13 protein-coding genes and 1 pseudogene are annotated in these 16,878 nt (G+C 64.1%); 5 read left to right on the top strand and 9 right to left on the bottom strand.

Translation table 11 applies throughout. The features are described from left to right. Positions 1 to 185: 185 nt before the first annotated feature. The 4 genes from LDO22_RS02430 to LDO22_RS02445 all read right to left on the bottom strand — a co-directional run bounded on the left by LDO22_RS02430 (position 186) and on the right by LDO22_RS02445 (position 4,190). Positions 186 to 1,319 carry an alkaline phosphatase family protein gene (locus tag LDO22_RS02430; protein WP_224025981.1) on the bottom strand — a complete coding sequence of 378 codons (1,134 nt, stop codon included), beginning with the start codon at positions 1,317 to 1,319 and terminating at the stop codon, positions 186 to 188. Continuing rightward, a complete protein-coding gene (locus LDO22_RS02435) occupies positions 1,316 to 2,584 on the bottom strand; it encodes an alkaline phosphatase family protein (protein WP_224025982.1) in 1,269 nt (422 codons plus the stop codon). Before LDO22_RS02435 ends, LDO22_RS02430 begins: the two co-directional genes overlap by 4 nt. Before the next feature lie 209 nt (positions 2,585 to 2,793). Then, a complete protein-coding gene (locus tag LDO22_RS02440; RefSeq protein ID WP_224025983.1) occupies positions 2,794 to 3,213 on the bottom strand; it encodes a hypothetical protein in 420 nt (139 codons plus the stop codon). A gap of 803 nt (positions 3,214 to 4,016) precedes the next feature. Further along, complete coding sequence (locus LDO22_RS02445; protein WP_159633138.1) at positions 4,017 to 4,190, bottom strand: CsbD family protein; 174 nt, start codon at positions 4,188 to 4,190, stop codon at positions 4,017 to 4,019. A 254-nt stretch (positions 4,191 to 4,444) separates the two neighbouring features. Between LDO22_RS02445 and LDO22_RS02450 the strand changes: the two genes are divergently transcribed. Continuing rightward, positions 4,445 to 6,007, top strand: coding sequence for a CehA/McbA family metallohydrolase (locus LDO22_RS02450; RefSeq protein WP_224025984.1), 1,563 nt, complete (start codon positions 4,445 to 4,447; stop codon positions 6,005 to 6,007). Between the two features lie 81 nt (positions 6,008 to 6,088). On the opposite strand, the gene LDO22_RS02455 is transcribed toward LDO22_RS02450, so the two are convergent. Next, complete coding sequence (locus tag LDO22_RS02455; protein ID WP_224025985.1) at positions 6,089 to 6,412, bottom strand: hypothetical protein; 324 nt, start codon at positions 6,410 to 6,412, stop codon at positions 6,089 to 6,091. Positions 6,413 to 6,697: 285 nt separating this feature from the next. Here LDO22_RS02455 and LDO22_RS02460 point away from each other — a divergent pair. Next, positions 6,698 to 7,673, top strand: a pseudogene (locus tag LDO22_RS02460) (IS481 family transposase). On the opposite strand, the gene LDO22_RS21745 reads toward LDO22_RS02460, so the two are convergent. Both LDO22_RS21745 and LDO22_RS02470 read right to left on the bottom strand, forming a co-directional pair. Next, a complete protein-coding gene (locus tag LDO22_RS21745; RefSeq protein WP_263422190.1) occupies positions 7,663 to 7,944 on the bottom strand; it encodes a hypothetical protein in 282 nt (93 codons plus the stop codon). The pseudogene LDO22_RS02460 and the gene LDO22_RS21745 sit on opposite strands and share 11 nt — an antisense overlap. A 578-nt stretch (positions 7,945 to 8,522) precedes the next feature. Next, entirely contained in the window at positions 8,523 to 10,499 is a 1,977-nt protein-coding gene (locus LDO22_RS02470; RefSeq protein ID WP_224025986.1) for an amino acid transporter, read from the bottom strand. Positions 10,500 to 10,842: 343 nt separating this feature from the next. On the opposite strand from LDO22_RS02470, the gene LDO22_RS02475 reads away from it, so the two are divergent. Then, complete coding sequence (locus LDO22_RS02475; protein WP_224025987.1) at positions 10,843 to 11,286, top strand: YdeI/OmpD-associated family protein; 444 nt, start codon at positions 10,843 to 10,845, stop codon at positions 11,284 to 11,286. Between the two features lie 145 nt (positions 11,287 to 11,431). Here LDO22_RS02475 and fdhA read toward each other — a convergent pair whose 3' ends face one another. Together fdhA and LDO22_RS02485 are read right to left on the bottom strand one after the other, a co-directional pair. After that, entirely contained in the window at positions 11,432 to 12,649 is a 1,218-nt protein-coding gene (gene fdhA / locus LDO22_RS02480; RefSeq protein ID WP_159634534.1) for a formaldehyde dehydrogenase, glutathione-independent, read from the bottom strand. Between the two features lie 319 nt (positions 12,650 to 12,968). After that, positions 12,969 to 13,901 (bottom strand): LysR family transcriptional regulator, encoded by a 933-nt coding sequence (locus LDO22_RS02485; RefSeq protein ID WP_159634531.1) that lies wholly within the window; start codon positions 13,899 to 13,901, stop codon positions 12,969 to 12,971. 157 nt (positions 13,902 to 14,058) lie between these two features. Here LDO22_RS02485 and LDO22_RS02490 point away from each other — a divergent pair, with 157 nt between their 5' ends. Together LDO22_RS02490 and LDO22_RS02495 are read left to right on the top strand one after the other, a co-directional pair. Beyond that, on the top strand, positions 14,059 to 15,363 hold the full coding sequence (locus LDO22_RS02490; RefSeq protein ID WP_224025988.1) for an aromatic ring-hydroxylating dioxygenase subunit alpha: 1,305 nt from the start codon (positions 14,059 to 14,061) through the stop codon (positions 15,361 to 15,363). Beyond that, positions 15,360 to 16,775, top strand: a complete 1,416-nt coding sequence (locus LDO22_RS02495) for a ferredoxin reductase (RefSeq protein ID WP_224025989.1) — start codon at positions 15,360 to 15,362, stop codon at positions 16,773 to 16,775. The genes LDO22_RS02490 and LDO22_RS02495 overlap by 4 nt, the downstream gene beginning before the upstream one ends. Positions 16,776 to 16,878 lie beyond the last annotated feature (103 nt).

Consider the following 16,878-nt stretch of genomic DNA (forward strand, 5'->3'; position numbering starts at 1 on the left):
CTGTACTTCTTGAGAAAACGCGCCCTCTCCCGGGAGGGCTTGTGGCCAAACACCTTTAGGTAACGCGCGTTACTTTGATGTGATCCACGTTACCCGCGTTACCCCTCGGTTGTCAAAGAGCGCCAGGGTGTGGAGCCCGCTCGGCGATGCTGCTATCCGGGTCGGCGGCCGGAGCCCTGTGCGCGTCAGACCTTTGCGTTGTAGACGTCAAGTCCGAACCGGTTGAGTCCGGGCGTTCCGGCGTACCCCAGGTACGGCAGGCCGAATGTGTCCTCGATGCTGGCCAGCAGGCTGTAGTGGTTGTAGGGGGTGGTGGACCATGTCCCGCCCTTGGTGAACGGAGACAGCACCAGGGCTCCCACCCTGCCGCCGCCCATCCCTGTGATGCCGGGCAGCGCAGCGTTCGGTCCGGGACCTTCCCCGCAGCAGGCACTCGCGTCCGACTGCGGCCCGTCGGACTCGTCGAAGGTAATGACCAGGACGCCGTCCTGCTTGAACGCGGGGGAGGACGTGATGGCCGGAACCCACTGCTTGAGCCATTCGTCGGCGCTCGCAAGCCCGCCCGGATGTCCGTCAACGCAGGGGGAATCGTGCCCGTCGTGGCACAGGTTGGGGGTGATCATCGACAGGTTGGGCGTGGTGGCAGCGGAGGCGAGGTCGGTTGCTAAGGCGGTCAGGTCGACGTCGTTCGCGGCGCAGTCGGGCGATCCGGTGATCCCCGCGAAGTACACGAACGGGTTGTGCCGCGCCGCATACTGGTCGCCCACCCGCGCCTTCTGCGTATCATCGACGGCGCCCAGGGCAGGGTGCCGGCAGGGAGAGCCCATGTCCTCCATGTAGCCCTTCCAGGTTTTGCCGGCCGCTTTCAGCTGACCGGCGACGGTGGGAACGCCAGTGGGGAAGACGCACCCGTCACCGACGGCCTGGCCGGGGCTCGCGGTGCCGGCGCCCACGAACGGCGTGTAGGTCTGGCAGTCGGCCTGCATCTGGGCGTTGGGGCCCTGCCCGGAAATCTGGGCAACATAGTTGGGCTGGGAGTTGTGCGCTGTGCCGTAGTACTGGTTCAGCAGGACGCCCTGGCTGCGCAGGGTCTGGGAGAGGTAGGGAGCGGCCGACGCCGGGCCCCACGTTTCGTCGTAGCCCTTGTTTTCGAGGTTGATGACGAAGACGTGGTTGGCTCCTGGCAGGTAGCCCTGGCTTGGTGTCGACGCGGTGGGGGCGCTGATGGCGGCGGCGGGGTTGAGGGTGGCCGCAGTTCCGCCGAGGGCGGCGGCAAGCACGGCCATGGCGGCCAGGGCGGGGCGGAGTTTGATTTTCACGGGAGCTTCCATCCGTCAGCAAGTGCTTTTTCTTTCAGGCCGGACCATTCCTCGGCCGGAGGCGGGCCCACCGGGGTGCAGGCAGGGCCGGCCACAAAGGGCGGGACCAGATACGTGGGGGCGGCAAGGTTTGCGGGCGTTCCGAAGTCCAGGACCTCGGCAATATTGCGTGCGGCCTGGTCCCGGGGTGTCAGGGGAGGCAGGTTCCAGCGCCACTCGATGGCCTTCAGGACCGAGGTGTGGTCGTAGACGTCGTGCGCAACGTATCGGCGGCGTGCGCGGGGTGAGACCACCAAGGAGGGAACACGGAATCCGCGCAACGCTGTTTCCGGGCTGGTGTCCGGTGCCGTCGCCGGGGGCACGTGGTCGTAGAAACCGCCCCATTCGTCGTAATTGACCACCAGCATGGTGTTCGCCCAGCCTGGGCCGGACGTGACCGCGTTGTAGACCTCGGCGAGGAACGTTTCGCCCGAGCGGATGTCCGCGTGCGGATGGTCGTCGCCGGAGGTTCCTGAGCCTTCGTCCGTGAAGCGCGGGTCAACAAAAGAGACGGAAGGCAGAGCGCCGGCGGAGCAGTCCGCAAGGAACTCCGCGTACGGACGGGAGATGCCCTGGTACATGGTTCCCCACAGTGCCGTGAACGGGATGTCGCCGTAGTAGTACTTGCCTGAAACACCTGCCGCGGCCAGCCGGTCCCAGATGGTGGGAAGGGTGGAGGTGGTGGAGGAGTTGTGGATCCGGTCCGTGGCCGCAGCGTGTTGGTAGAAGCGGTTCGGGTACGTTTCGGCCATGGTGGCGGCGAAGTATCGGTCGCAGACAGTCCAGTCCGGTCCGGCCTGGCGCCAGAAGTCAAGATCCGGCTCGCTGTAGTAACCCACGGAGAACTCGTCGTTCTCACCCGCCCGCAGCCAACCGTCGTTTTTGCCGCTGTTGTACTGGATCCGGCCGCCCTCGTAGGAGTGGTCGGGGTCAGGGTGGCCGCAGCCTTGAAAGTCGGTCAAATGGTAGGTGGAGTGGGGGATGCCGTAGCGGTCGATGTAGCTGAGGCCGGACTGCGTGCCGTCAGCACCGGGCAGCCAGCCCAGGAAGTGGTCGAAGGAGCGGTTTTCCATCATCACGACAACGATGTGCTCGATGCCCGAGTCGCTGGGCGCCGGAAGCGTGGACGGTGCGGCGGCGGCCGGCCGGAAGGCGCTGCCGGCGGCCAAGGTGGTCGCGGCAGCGGTTCCTGCGGCGCCAAGGAAGTGGCGTCTGGAGAGGTTCACGTCTGGTTCCTTGCAGGTGAGGAGGACGGCGACGCGGGCACGCCCCCCGCCTTGGGCCGGTCGCCGGACCTGAAGTTACTGGTCGGTAAGATTTTGCGCTCACCAGTAGATCACGGCTTGTCACGGTCTTGGCTCCGAACCGGGGCTGTTCATGGAATGTTCACTGGAGGTTCTGCGGGAGCGGACTGGTCCGTCCCTGGAGCCAGTCCTCAGTCACGCTCCATCTGAATGGTGATTTCGTAGGAATCTGAGCCTTCGGGAGACTCCTCGATGCACAGTGACTCCCGGCTTGTTCCACCAGTTCCGGTCCTGATGCAACCCACGTACCGTCCCAGGGCGGCGTCGCCCGTTCCGGACGTCATGCCGAACCTGCTTGCCGCAGATTCAAGGCTGACCTTGTGGGCCACGGACCACCGTGCGCTCAGCCGCAAACAGGATGTGTCGATGGAGAGACACCCGGGATCAACCTTGGGGTCGAGGCGGGAGACCTCCACCCAATCATTCTCCGGTAGGTTGTCCGCGCGGGCCCGCATGGCACTCGCCTTCTCTTCCTGGGAGCCGCCGCCACCGTTGATCTCCTGGGCCAGCGCCGAGCATCCCGCGAAGACGAGAATGCACAGCAGGGCCACTGCCAGCGCGACACCGCCGAGGATCCATCCAAGCCGGCTTTTCTTTTTCGGCGGAGGCCCCGGCCAGCCTGGCTGCGGGTATCCGTACGGCTGGTGCTGATACTGGACCCGCGGAGAATGACGCGGCTGGGGAGGGTGGGCTGGCTGCTGCTGGCCGTCATTCACTTCGGAGCCCCAGTGAGGACCGGCCCCGGCCGCCGGAAGAGGAAGCCAGCCTTGTGCGAGGCGGCCGAGCTCCCGTACCGTCCAGATGCCTGCCTTCGGCAAAGAACCACGCGTCCCCCAGTGTGTTGATCTTCCGGCAATCCTACGCGGGCAGGCTCAACTGTTGGCCAGTACTGACCGGACCCGGACGAGTGGCTCCGGGATCAGCCATTGAACGGCACTGGAGATTGATGCAACTGTGGAGCTCCGGTGATTAGTCCGGGTGGCCCGCTGGCTGGTCATCGTCCTGATTAAAGGGCGGCGCGTGAGGTCCGCGCTGCCGCCGCCTCAGCTTTTTGGGCTTCCGGACCCCCAACGCCATTGCCTGCCCGGGTTCGCGACCGCCGTCGGGCCTTCGCCAAAGACACCAGCAAGATCACTACGGTACCCATCCAGGCAAATCCGGTGAGGAACACCAGGCCGATCGACACTAAGGGGTGCATAGCCAGAGCATAGGACCACGCGGCCGGGACATCCGGGCGAAACTCCGCATGATTGGCGCCGGGATTTGCGCGGGCAGGCACCGGTGGTTGGAGTCCCGGCGATGGACACAGAAAAGGCGCGCCCCGTTCGCTGAGCGCGCCTTTCCCTTGATCCGGTCAGTGCTTGAAAGCATCCTTGACCTTTTCCCCGGCCTGCTTCAAGTCACCCTTGGCCTGGTCTGCCTGGCCTTCGGCCCGCAGGCTCTCATCGCCGCTGGCTGCGCCTGCAGCTTCCTTGGCCTTGCCGCCTGCCTTCTCGGCAGCATTATCGATCTTGTCACCCAGTCCCATGGTCTTACCTCCTGTGGTGTGGCAGCCGTTCGCATTCGGCTGCATCCATAGTAAGCATGCTTAGGTTCCAAATTTCAAGTGTTGTCGCTGCTTTGCCCGCTTCCCGGATGCCCCCCGGCTGGCGAAAGCGGCTGCAGGCCAGGTCCCATTCGAGGGCCGGTAACTGCTATGCGGCTCCCAATTAATCATCGTGGTTCAGATGGTGTTTGCCATCACGTCGCTTCCCGTTCGGTCCGCATCGTGAGACTCGGGCGGTGAGTTCACCATGTAAAGCCCACGAGGCTGAAAGTGTTTTCCTGTCCCCCTCCCGCCGTGGATTCCTTGCCGCCGCACTGGCCGGTGCTGCCGTGACCCTGGCCCCGATGTCCTTTGCCGCTGCCGACTCGGGCAGCAGCAGGACCAAGACCATCACCGGCCACTTGGATCCCGGTGCCGCGGACTTTGTGTACCTGCCGGTCGAGGTCCCCGCCGGCGTTAACAAGATCAGCGTGTCCTACAGCTACAGCAAACCCACAGTTACCCCCGGACTGTTGTCCAACGCCTGCGACATCGGCGTCTTCGACGAGAAGGGCACCGATCTCGCCGGGAAGGGTTTCCGCGGCTGGTCCGGCGGCTTCCGCACCGAATTCTTCATCAGCGCCGCTGAAGCAACCCCTGGCTACCTGCCCGGACCGGTGGGCAAAGGCACCTGGAATATTGCCCTGGGCCCTTATCAGGTGGCCGACCAGGGCATGGACTACACCGTCAATGTCACCCTCGAGTACGGGCCCGACGCTGCCCCGTTCCGTCCCCAGTACCCGCCCAAGCAGGCCAAGGGCCGTGGCCCCGCCTGGTACCGCGGTGACGCCCATCTGCACACCATTTACTCGGATGGCAAGCGCACGCCGGCAGAGGTGGCCGCCGGCGCGAGGGCAGCGGAACTCGACTTCATGATCAGCACCGACCACAACACTCCTGCCTCCCACGGCGTATGGGGTCCGCTGGCCGGCGACGACCTGCTCATCCTCACCGGTGAGGAAGTTACCACCCGCAACGGTCACTACCTCGCCCTTGGGATCGAGCCGGGAGACTGGATCGACTGGCGCTACCGCGCCCGCGACAAGGGCTTCGAGCAGGAGGCCCAGCACATCCACGCCTCCGGTGGCCTGGTCGTCCCCGCCCACCCGTACTGCCCCTATGTCGCATGCCGCTGGAAATTCGGCTACGACGATGCGGACGCGGTTGAAGTCTGGACCGGTCCATGGACCGCGGACGATGAGTACGCCATCAACACGTGGGACTCCATGCTCGCCAGTTCAGTGCGCACCGGCGGCCGCTGGGTCCCTGCGATGGGCAACAGCGACGCACACAGCGAGCCGCAGGTCATCGGCCTGCCGCATAACGTCGTTAACGCCGCAGCGCTTTCCCACGACGCCATCCTGGACGGCATCCGCAACGGCCGCAGCTGGATTGCCGAGTCCGCCGGCATCTCCCTGGACTTCACCGTGTCCGCAGCCGGCCGGAAGGCAGGAGTGGGGGAGCGGCTCGACGTCAAAGCCGATGCCCCGGTGACAGTCAGCATCGACGTCAGTGGTGTTCCCAACGGTGTCATCCGGATCATCACTGATGAAGGGCAGACCCAGCAGGTGACGCTCCCGGCCTCCGGCCAGGGCACCCACACCTGGATCACCACCGCCCAGCTCTCCGCCTACGTGCGGGCCGAGGTGCGCCATCCCATGGCCGACGGCACGGCGAGCAACGGGACCAATATGGGGACGACGCTGCTGCTGGGTCCAATGGCCGCATTGACCAACCCGATCTTCCTCGGCGCCAAATAGGGGTCGATTGACGGAAAAAGGCCCAGGGGCCGGCTCCTGCGAGGGACCGGCCCCGGGACCTTCTTCAGCTGTTGGGCTCCGTCACTGCTGCGCCGGGACCGACGTCCTGAGGCTGTCGGTATTGGACGTAAGGTAATTGTGCACCTCATGGAAAGTCAGTTTCGGGGGTGCCGCAAAGCCCAATTCCATGCTGAGAGGTCCGATCTTTTCCTGGGCGAAGGTGTCGAACTGCTCACGGCTTTCCCAGACGTCGGTGACTTGGAATCCTTTATCCGTAGCCGTGGCCCAGTGGGATATCGAACCTGCGGGACCGGGACCGCCGGGGGTCAAGCCCATTTTCTTGTTGATCTCGTCATATTGTTCAAGCGTCGACCCGTCGAACTCCATGATGATTGCGACTGCCATGATCTTCTCCTTCTTGGGTCGGGTCCGTTTCTTGCAGACGCGCGGGTGGATGGCCTGCCACGTCCGGCAAGGCGAATATAGAACCCCTTGCATGCGGCTTACATACGCAATTCTGCGCATAGCGGGTGCGGAGCAAATGGGGTAGCCCCTACAACTGGCAAACCCTTGAATGTGCCGAATTCCGGCCCCTAGCTGTACTGAGTCAGGACGTTGGTTACATCGTGAATAGGTGAAGACCTCTTAGGTTGGTGGTTACCACACACAGCCAACGACTAAGAGGTCTTCATGTCCCACCGTAACGCCCGCCTGACTCCGAACGGTAGGCGGATCATTATCGAGCGCGTCCTTGCCGGCCGGCCAGTGGCCCATGTAGCCAAAGAGATGGGCATCTCAAGGACCTGTGCGCACCGCTGGATCAGCAGGTACCGCGCGGATGGCTGGGCTGGTTTGGACGACCGCAGCTCCCGTCCGAGGTCATGCCCGCACGCCACCTCCGCGGAAGTCGTAGCGGATGTTCTCACCCAGCGCGTCGAGCATCGCGAGGGACCAGCGGACCTGGCCGTGCGCTGCGGCACGAGCGCCCGGACGGTCTCCCGGATTCTGGTCCGCGCGGGCATGCCCAGGTTGTGGGACCTGGACCCAGTGACCGGGGCACGAATCCGCGCGTCCCGGGCCACCGACCGCCGCTACGAACGCGACGCCCCAGGCGACATGATCCACATCGACGTCAAGAAACTAGGCCGGATCCCGGACGGCGGCGGTTGGCGGACCGACCCGGCGCAAAGCCGCGCCAACCACCGCAAATCACCTCAGAAAGTCGGTTTTGACTACGTCCACGTGGCCGTCGATGATCATTCCCGCTTCGCCTATGCCGAGGTCCTGCCCGACGAGAAAGGCCCGACCTGCGCCGAATTCCTCACCAGGGCCGCAGCCGCCATGGCCGCCAACGGAGCACCGGTGAAACGGGTCATGACAGACAACGCCTTCGCCTACCGGCTCTCCCGCGACTTCCAGGACGCACTCGCTGCCCTGGGCGCCAAACACATCCTGATCAAACCCCGCCACCCCTGGCAAAACGGCAAAGCAGAACGCTTCAACCGCACCCTCCAAGAAGGCTGGGCCTACCGCCAACCCTTCACATCCAACCAAGCCCGCGTCGACGCTCTGCAGCCCTGGCTAAACTTCTACAACAACCACCGCCCCCCACGGCAGCCTCGGAGGCAAACCACCTATCAGCAGGTGCAACCAACCTACTGGCTGAGTACACCTAGCCTTGGAAAACGAACCATTCGTTTTTGGTGGGCAGAAGAATGGATGCTGTTGGTGACCTTGCCGGCGAGCTCGTCCGGCTGCCGGACCGCGGGACTTATCTGAAAGCGGCGAGCGAGCTCCTGTCGAAGCTTTTCCCCTGCGATGGGCTGGCATGGAATGAGCTGGATATGCAGCAGGTCCGAGCGGAGGTCTACGCCCGCCCCGGGAACCACCCGTTCGGTGATCTTGCCCGAAAACTGCTTGAATTCCGAAACGACCATCCGCTCGTCACAAGCGCCTTAGGCGACTCCATGGCCGGCGTGTGGCGCCCGCGGCGCCTCAGCGACATTGTTTCCGACCGGGAGTTCCACGAATCGAGGCTTTATCGTGAAGGCTTCCGGGAGATGCGGATTAACCGTCAATTGTCGCTACGGACGGCACTGGCGGGCCCGGGAACATTGCACAGTTGGGTCATGAACCGCTGGAATCAAGATTTCAGCGACAGGGAAATGGACCTTGCCAGGGAAATCCAGCCTTTGCTGTGCCTCCTCGACACGGCCTATTCACAGCCGCCGCCTACTGCAACGAACAATCCGTGGCCTGCCGACGAGTTCGGTCTGACAGACCGCGAGGCAGAAATCCTGGCGCTTGTGGCGCAAGGCCTCAAAAGCACAGCTGTCGGCCACCTTCTGGGAATCAGCCCGCGGACGGTATCCAAACACCTGGAACACTCCTACTCGAAGCTCAGGTGCACCAACCGCGTGGACGCCGTCAGGCTGTTTACAGCGGCCCCAGCCAGGCCCCGGGTACCGGTAACTTCAGCGTCCCGGCGTGAGCCGCGCATCCCCCGTTGCACCGGTCAACCCACATGGATGCCGGGCCTGGCCGCCTTGTCAGGTTCCGTCTCGCGGAGGATTTCCCGCACCAGCGGAGGCGTATCGCCCTGGCCAAGGAACAGGTAGCGCATGAGGTGGTTGACCGGGCTGCCCTCAGACCATTCGAAGTAGCACTGCGGCATGACCCCGGTCGAGTCCCGGAGGGCCAGCAGGACTGCTGCGATGGCGTTCGGCACGGCGGGGGACTTCACGCGGAGGACCCGGTAGCCGTCAACCTCAATGCCCTCGACCCGAAGCGTGTGGCTGAATTCCGAGGGGTCGGATATCTCAACTTCCAGGAAGATGACGTCGGCGGGGCCGGGGACGGGGTTCAGCCCGCGCTGCTCGAACTCCTTCTCCGCGTACTCCGTCCCGTCCCCGGTCTGGCGTTTGTTCGCGATGATGTGGAGTTCCCGGTCGTACGCGATGGAATCGGTAATGAACTGGCGGGCGGGTTGGTCGAATTCGATGGTGTCGACCCGCAGTTCGGTGGTCCGTGTAACGCGGGACACGAGGGAGACGGCGATGATGCCGCCGATGAAGAACGCGGAGATAAGGAGGCCGTCCGGCTTTTCGATGACGTTGTCGGCCAAGGCGTACAGCAGGATCAGGGTCAGTACGGTGAAGCCCACGGCGCTGGCCCGGCTGCGACGCCGGATGGCCGAGACGGTGACGGCGACCGCCCCCGAGACCATCATGGCCAGGATCCCTGTGGCGTAGGCGCCGGCCTGGGCGTTCACGTCCGCCTTGAAGGCTATCGTGATGCCGATGCTCACCACGGTGTAGACCAGCACAACAGGCCTGACAGCGCGGCCCCACTCGGGCGCCATGCCATAGGCGGGCAGGTAGCGGGGCACGATGTTGATGAGCCCGGCCATTGCAGACGCGCCGGCGAACCAGAGGATCAAGGCGCTGGAGATGTCATAGACGGTGCCGAATCCGGCACCGAAGAGTTCGTGGGCCAGAAATGCCAGGGCCCGTCCATTGGCTTGGCCGCCGTCCTGGAACTCGCTGGGCGGGATCATAACGGTGGTCAGGAAGCTGGTGGACATGAGGTAGACGCTCATGATCAGTGCAGCGGTGGTGAGCAGCTTGCGGGTATTCCTGACCCGGGAAGCCATGACGTCGTCCGGCGTGCTTCCGGAGGCCTTGATCAGCGGCATCATGGACACCCCGGTTTCGAACCCTGACAGGCCCAGGACCAGCAGCGGGAAGGCGATGATGGCCGGGCTGACCAGCCCCATCGGGCCGCCGCCACTGGAGAGCAGCCGGTCGGTCCAGCCCGCCACCAGGGACGGGTCGGCCGCGAGGTGGATGAATCCGGCCACCACGACGGCGGCGTTGAGCAGCAGGTAGACGGCAACCAGCGGGATGGCGACCCCGACGGCTTCATTGAATCCCAGCAGGAACACTCCACCCAAAATCAGCAGCAGGACCACCGTGATGATCACTGCTCCGCCCTTGAGTGCTTCGGGCATCAACGGGTTTTCCAGCAGGTGGACTGAGGCGTCGGCGCCCGAGAGCGTGATGGTGATGATCCACGAGGTTGCCACAAAGCCCAGGAGCAGCAGGACGAAGAACTTGCCGCGCCAGAATGGCAACAGCTTCTCCAGCATGGCCACCGATCCTTGACCGTGCGGGCTTTCCTGGGCGACCCTGCGGTACATGGGCAGCATACCCAGCAGTGTGAGGGCCACGATCAGCAGGGTGGCCAGCGGCGACAGCGCCCCGGCGGCCAGGGCCGCGATGCCGGGCAGATAGGACAGTGTGGAGAAATAGTCGACGCCGGTCAGGCACATGACCTTCCACCAGGCGTTGGGCTTGTGGTCCTCCTCGGCCTCCGGGCCGGTGGGAGCCACCTGGTTGGCGAGCAGCCAGCGCACCAGGGGACTGCGGTCCGGGCCAGGTTCCTGCTTGAGGTCAACATGTGCGGGGACGACGTGGTCAGAAGGGGTTGTCATCGGGTTCTTCCGTTGGGGTCTGGAACCACGGGCCCGAGGCGGAGCCCATGAAACCGGGCAGTACTGGTCCGGATCGCCGGACCTAAGCTGCTCTTACCCGGGGGTCAGGAGTTCCAGACAATAAAGAGAGGCATGTTGTCTTGGGGCCGGCGGAGGGCAGGGCCGGAAGCCGGGCGCGGCTCCACCGGCGCCAGCAAGTGCGGGGGCTGAAGGTCAATGCTGGTACTCATGGGGGCCTGGCTCTTAATGACTGCCGATCAGCTGACTGCATAGCCCGGTACCTCAAGTTTCCGCTGATCAGGCAGGTGAGGCAAGGGCTTCCGGGAGGGTGCATACTTTGGAGATGAAATTCAGCACCACCCTCCGGGGGAGCGGAAACAAGGTGGGCATCGAGGTTCCCGAGGACATTGTTCGGGCGCTTGATGCAGGAAAGCGGCCGCCCGTGGTCGTGACTGTAAACGGAAAGAGTTACCGCAGTACCGTCGCCGTGATGGGCGGGCTCAACATGATCGGGCTCAGCGCCGCCAACCGGGAGCTTACCGGTACCTCTGCCGGGGACGTCGTGGAGGTGGACCTGGAGCTGGACACCCAGCCGCGGAGCGTCGACGTTCCGCCGGACCTTGCTGCCGCCTTGGATGCCGACCCCGAGGCGAAAGCTTTCTACCAGGCCCTGAGCTACAGCAGCCAGCGCCGCTACGTGGAACCGATTGCCGGGTCCAAGACCGCCGACACGCGGTCACGCCGGATCGCGAAGGTTTTAAGCGACCTGAAGGCCGGCAGGAAGTAGGACCATAAGGTCCGACGCCGTTAAATGCAGTGAGACGAACTTCCAGCGCCGGCGGGTCTTACCGGGAATGTTGCGGGTGCCGGAGGCCGCAGGACAGCCGCGCAGTGGCGGAGTGCCCCGGACCCCCGGCTTCCCTCGTCTCCTCCTACGCCTTCACATAGCCGTTGGGGTTCAGCACGAACTTTGTTGCGGCTCCAGCGTCAAATTCGGCGTAGCCGCGCGGAGCATCTTCGAGCGGGATGGCCTTGGCGTTGACGGCCTTTGCGATCTGGACCTTGTCATGCAGGATGGCCATCATCAGTTGACGGTTGTACTTCATCACCGGGCATTGGCCTGTCGTGAAGGACAAGGACTTCGCCCAACCAGTGCCCAGGGAGAGCGAGAGGGAGCCGTGCTTGGCTGCTTCATCAATTCCACCGGGATCTCCGGTGACGTAGAGGCCGGGAATGCCAAGGGCACCGCCGGCGGCCGTGATGTCCATAAGGGAATTCAGGACCGTGGCAGGCGCCTCGTGGGAGGCATCCTTTCCGTGGCCGCGGGCTTCGAAGCCGACGGCGTCCACGCCACAGTCCACCTCGGGAACTCCCAGGATCTGTTCAATCTGGTCCTTCGGGTCGCCCTTCGTCACGTTGACGGTTTCGCAGCCGAACGACCTCGCCTGCGCCAGGCGGTCTTCATTCATGTCGCCCACAATCACGACGGCGGCGCCAAGCAACTGCGCGCCCACGGCCGCAGCAAGGCCCACCGGTCCGGCGCCTGCCACGTAAACGGTGGAGCCAACACCGACGCCGGCGGTCACGGCCCCGTGGAAGCCCGTGGGGAAGATGTCCGAGAGCATGGTCAGGTCCAGGATCTTTTCCAGGGCCTGGTCCCGGTCCGGGAAGCGCAGCAGGTTCCAGTCGGCGTACGGGACCAGTACATACTCGGCCTGTCCGCCCACCCAGCCTCCCATGTCGACGTAGCCGTAGGCGCTGCCCGGGCGGTCCGGGTTGACGTTCAGGCAGATGCCAGTTTTTCGCTCCTTGCAGTTTCGGCAGCGGCCGCAGGAGATATTGAACGGCACGGAGACAATGTCGCCCACTTTGATGAATTCGACGTCGGGCCCCACCTCCACCACCTCGCCGGTGATTTCGTGGCCAAGGACCAGGTTCTGCGGAGCGGTGGTGCGCCCCCGGACCATGTGCTGGTCCGAGCCGCAAATGTTGGTGGTCACCGTGCGGAGGATCGCGCCATGGGGTACCTTGCGGCCAACGTTGGCCGGGTTGACGCCCGGGCCGTCCTTGAGTTCGAACGTCGGATAGTCCGTGTCGATGATTTCGACGACGCCGGGTTCCTTGTAGGCAACTGCTCTGTTTCCTGACATGGCCACTTCCTTATCGGTAGGTGTTGCGGAGCGTGTGGAAGCCCGGGATATCCGGTCATGGACGGTGAACTCCATGTTGGGCGGGTCTGCGATGGAGAACAGTGCTTTCCCGGGGATGGCCGCGGGTCGCAGGGGAAGGCGGAGCGGGGGTGCTCGCAATCACCACCCCTTGGGAGATATATATGGACTACGTCGACTGATATACCAAGGCTGGGTTTAGCGTATATGGGGTATTACAGCAGGTCAACAGGGTTTTAATGCCTTTGCTGCGCCATCCTCCACCAGCCGGCGTCGAGTCTTTCCGTTCAGCAGTGCGGCGTCACAGGTCGTCTTCCGGGCGGGCGGCGAGGATCCGCTTGGCGTTGGTCTGCAGGATGCTGAGTGACTCCTGGATCAGGGGGGATCCGATGCTCCCCCGGCGAGCGACAGCTACAATCCGCCGGACGGGCCGCCCTTTGCCGGTTATGCGCAGCCGCACGACGTTTTCTGCGCTATGGAGAGGCGCCAGTCGTGGCAGCAGGCCCACGCCCAGCCCCGCACCGACGAAGGCGATCTGAGTCTCCCACTCCACAGCCTCGTGGGCAATCCGCGGGGTCACCCCCACTGCGGTGAACGCAGCGGTGAAAAGGGCGTGGTACGTGGAACCGGCAGCTTCGGTGATCCAGGGTTCCGAGGCCAGCTCTTCAAGCGTCACAGTTTCCCGCGATGCCAACGGATGGTCGGACGGAATGATCACGTCAAGGGGGTCGTCAAGCAAAACAGTCTGCTCGAAGCGCAAATCATCGTCACTATAGGTGTTGGACTGCATCGCGACGATGACAGCAAGATCGATCCGCTCGGCCACCAGCAAATCGAAGCAGCGGGCCGGATTGGCCTCGAGTACCTGCACCTCCAGCTGGGGGCGCGTGGAGCGGAGGGTGGCGGCCAAAGGGGCCAGCAACTGGGCGGCAGCCGTAGAAAATCCACCGAGGCCGAAACGCGACTGCACTTGGTCGCCGGCCTCCATTGCCGCCGCGCGCAGGCTCTCCCAATCCGCGATGAGGGTGTCCGAACCCGCCACGATGAAGCGGCCCGTGGCGGTCAGCCGGACACCCCGACCGTCCTTCGTCAGCAGCTGCAGACCGAGTACCCGCTGGAGCTCACGCAGTTGCGCTGAGACTGCGGAAGGAGAGTACCCCGTAAGCTCCGCGGTTCCGCTGACGGTGCCGCATCTGGCGAATACTCGAAGCGTTATGAGCCTTGGATCGATCATGCATATATTGTGCACGGTTATCCGCTGATTCTTGCGCTTTTGTTGCAGACCCGGCAGCCCTAATGTGACTACAACGACTTTTGGCAACGGGCTGCGGAAACGCAACCCTCGTCTTCGCAAACCAGCACACTGACCCACGCTTCTCGGGAGAAAAACCATGACTGCTCCAGTGCACCAGCCCCTCAACGCACGCGGAAAACTCGCTTCATCCTTGCCTGCAGAGCAGCTGGCGGAGATCACCGAATTGTTTGCGTTCCGCCGCACGGGATATTCACTCGACGCCCCTTTCTACACAGACCCCACGATTTTCAAAATCGACATGGAAGCCATCTTTGGCCAGCACTGGATCTTCGCCGGCAGCGTTGCCGAGCTGCCCGAGCCAGGCGATTACATCACGGTCGACTACGGCCCCTACTCCCTGATCGTGCTGCGCAACGACGACGGCGGCGTCAACGTCCTGCACAACGTGTGCCGGCACCGCGGGGCCCGCGTCCTTACCGAAGCCACCGGGTCCACCGGCAACCTGGTCTGCGGCTACCACTCCTGGACCTACTCCCCTGAGGGCAACCTGATCCACGCTTCCGCTCCCGGCGAGGCCAAGTTTGACAAGAACTGCTTCGCCCTCAAGCGGGCCCACAGCCGCGAGGTGGCCGGACTCATCTTCGTCTGCATCGCTGACGAGCCGCCCACAGACTTCGATGAAACCTCAAAAATCTTTGAGCCTTACCTCGCACCCCACGACCTGTCGAAGACGAAAATTGCCTACCAGCAGAACATCATCGAAGAGGGCAACTGGAAGCTCGTCATGGAGAACAACCGTGAGTGCTACCACTGCGACGGACACCCGGAACTGGCCTGCTCGCTCTTTCCCACGTGGGGCCTGACCGAGGGCCTGATCCCGGCCCACCTCGAAGAGGTCTGGGACCGCAACAAGGAAGCCCAGTCCTCCCTCGAGGAGCGGTGCCGCCGCTACGGCCTGCCCTACGGGGTGGTTGAAGAACTCGATACCCGCATTGCCGGTATCCGCATATCCCGCGAATCCCTGGATGGGGAAGGCGAATCGTTCTCGGCCGACGGCCGCAGGCTCTCCAAGAAGCTGCTCGGCGACCTGCCGGACTTCCGCCTGGGCCGCTGCTCGATGCACCTGCAGCCCAACAGCTGGTTCCACTTCCTGGGCGACCACGTCATCACGTTCGGCGTTTTCCCCATCAACGAGCACCAATCACTGGTACGCACCACCTGGCTGGTAGCGGACGACGCCGAAGAAGGCGTCGATTACGACCTGGACAAGCTCACCTACACCTGGAAGCAAACAAACCTGCAGGACAAGGCGTTCGTTGAGCTCTGCCAGCAGGGTGCCGGCAGCCCCGCCTACCAGCCCGGCCCCTACATGAAGAGCGAATACCAGGTAGAGGCATTCATCAACTGGTACGTACAGCGTGTGCAGGAGCACCTGGCATGACGGAACTCCTCACCGAGACGGTAATCCAGGAGCCTCAGCGCATCCGCGGCCTGGAAATGCCGTGGAACAGGGTCATGGGCAGCGCCGAGGCCCCGGCCCGCGCGGCCCGCGTTCTGGGTCCCTGGCATCCGCAGGAGTTCATGGCGGAATGCGTCGAAACCATCCCCGAGGCCGGCGGCATGATGACGTTCGTGTTCCGCCGGTGCGACGGTGCGCCCCTGGCATTCCGCGCGGGCCAGTACGTCAACATTGCCTTCCCGGTGAACGGTGAGGAGCACGAGCCCGTGGACCGCAGCTACTCGCTGTCCAGTTCGCCCACGGAACCGTGGACCTTCAGCGTCACCGTCAAGCGCGACCCGGGCGGACTGGTGTCGCCGTGGGTGCACGACAATGTCAGGCCCGGCACCGTCCTGGACATGCTGGGACCCGTGGGGGCCTTCCACCTGCCCGATGCCGACCGGCGCGCACGCTACCTTTTCCTGGCCGCGGGCGCGGGCATCACCCCCATCATGTCGATGCTGCGGACCATCCACTCGCTGCCCGGGACCGCCAACGTCGTGGTGCTCTACCACGGTGCGGAAGCCGGCGGCTTCGCATTCGACCGGGAGCTGGCCTACATCGCTTCCGTTGACTCGCGCGTCAAGGTCTTTTACGCGCTGGGCGACCGCGGCAGGCCTGAGGAGTGGGAGGGCTTCAGCGGACGGCTGAGCTCGGCAATGATCGAGGAGGTGGCCCCCGACGCCAACGGCCGGCAGGTCTACGCCTGCGGCCCCGAGGGTTACCTGAACACCGCTACTGAACTGCTCAAGAAGGTCGGCGTCGACGACACCTCGATCTACATGGAGTTCTTCTCCGGAGATCGCAAAACCCTCCTTGAATACCAGGCAGAGATCGCGCTGGCATCGGACATCGCGGAGGAAATTGCCGAGGAAATCGCAGATTCGGCAGAGGACTACTACGAAAGCCAGCCCGCCGCGTTCGGGCTATACGAACCCGGCTATGACGCTGACGGTACCTTGGAGGCATCAGGGCTGCCGCTGGAGGTTGTCGAACCGGAGGCACCCTCGACCGAAGCCGCCAAGGGCGGTTCGGAGGCGGATTCCGCAGCCCCGTCCCCTGATGCGTCAAGCTTTGACACCGTGGGAACGGGAAGCCTCACCCTCTCCTTCATGCGCACCGGCATCAATGTGCGGATCGACCCCGAAGAACACATCCTCGGTGCCGCCCAGCGCGCGGGCGTGCGGATCGGTGCCAACTGCAAGGAAGGAATGTGCGGCTCCTGCAAGGTAGTCAAACTTTCGGGTGAGGTCGAAATGAACCACCAGGGCGGGATTCGGAAGCGGGAAATCGATGCAGGCAAGTTCTTGCCCTGCTGTTCCACCGCCCAGACGGACCTGGTGATCGATGCCTAGCTGAACTGGCCGGTCCCGGCTTCATTAGCAGCCATAGGGGTCCAGATTGCGCCATATCTGCAAGGCGGCCCGGGTGGGTCATCCTCAGGTGACTGCGGGATGC

The sequence above is a fragment of the Arthrobacter sp. NicSoilC5 genome (assembly GCF_019977395.1).
Classification (GTDB): Bacteria; Actinomycetota; Actinomycetes; order Actinomycetales; family Micrococcaceae; genus Arthrobacter.

What these genes read in the sequence shown, in the direction of transcription:
- LDO22_RS02455 (WP_224025985.1), bottom strand. Translation starts at nt 6,412, where the DNA reads ATGGCAGTCGCAATCATCATGGAGTTCGACGGGTCGACGCTTGAACAA.
- LDO22_RS02445 (WP_159633138.1), bottom strand. Translation starts at nt 4,190, where the DNA reads ATGGGACTGGGTGACAAGATCGATAATGCTGCCGAGAAGGCAGGCGGC.
- LDO22_RS02490 (WP_224025988.1), top strand. Translation starts at nt 14,059, where the DNA reads ATGACTGCTCCAGTGCACCAGCCCCTCAACGCACGCGGAAAACTCGCT.
- LDO22_RS02475 (WP_224025987.1), top strand. Translation starts at nt 10,843, where the DNA reads ATGAAATTCAGCACCACCCTCCGGGGGAGCGGAAACAAGGTGGGCATC.
- LDO22_RS02470 (WP_224025986.1), bottom strand. Translation starts at nt 10,499, where the DNA reads ATGACAACCCCTTCTGACCACGTCGTCCCCGCACATGTTGACCTCAAG.
- LDO22_RS02485 (WP_159634531.1), bottom strand. Translation starts at nt 13,901, where the DNA reads ATGATCGATCCAAGGCTCATAACGCTTCGAGTATTCGCCAGATGCGGC.
- LDO22_RS02495 (WP_224025989.1), top strand. Translation starts at nt 15,360, where the DNA reads ATGACGGAACTCCTCACCGAGACGGTAATCCAGGAGCCTCAGCGCATC.
- LDO22_RS21745 (WP_263422190.1), bottom strand. Translation starts at nt 7,944, where the DNA reads ATGGTCGTTTCGGAATTCAAGCAGTTTTCGGGCAAGATCACCGAACGG.
- fdhA (WP_159634534.1), bottom strand. Translation starts at nt 12,649, where the DNA reads ATGTCAGGAAACAGAGCAGTTGCCTACAAGGAACCCGGCGTCGTCGAA.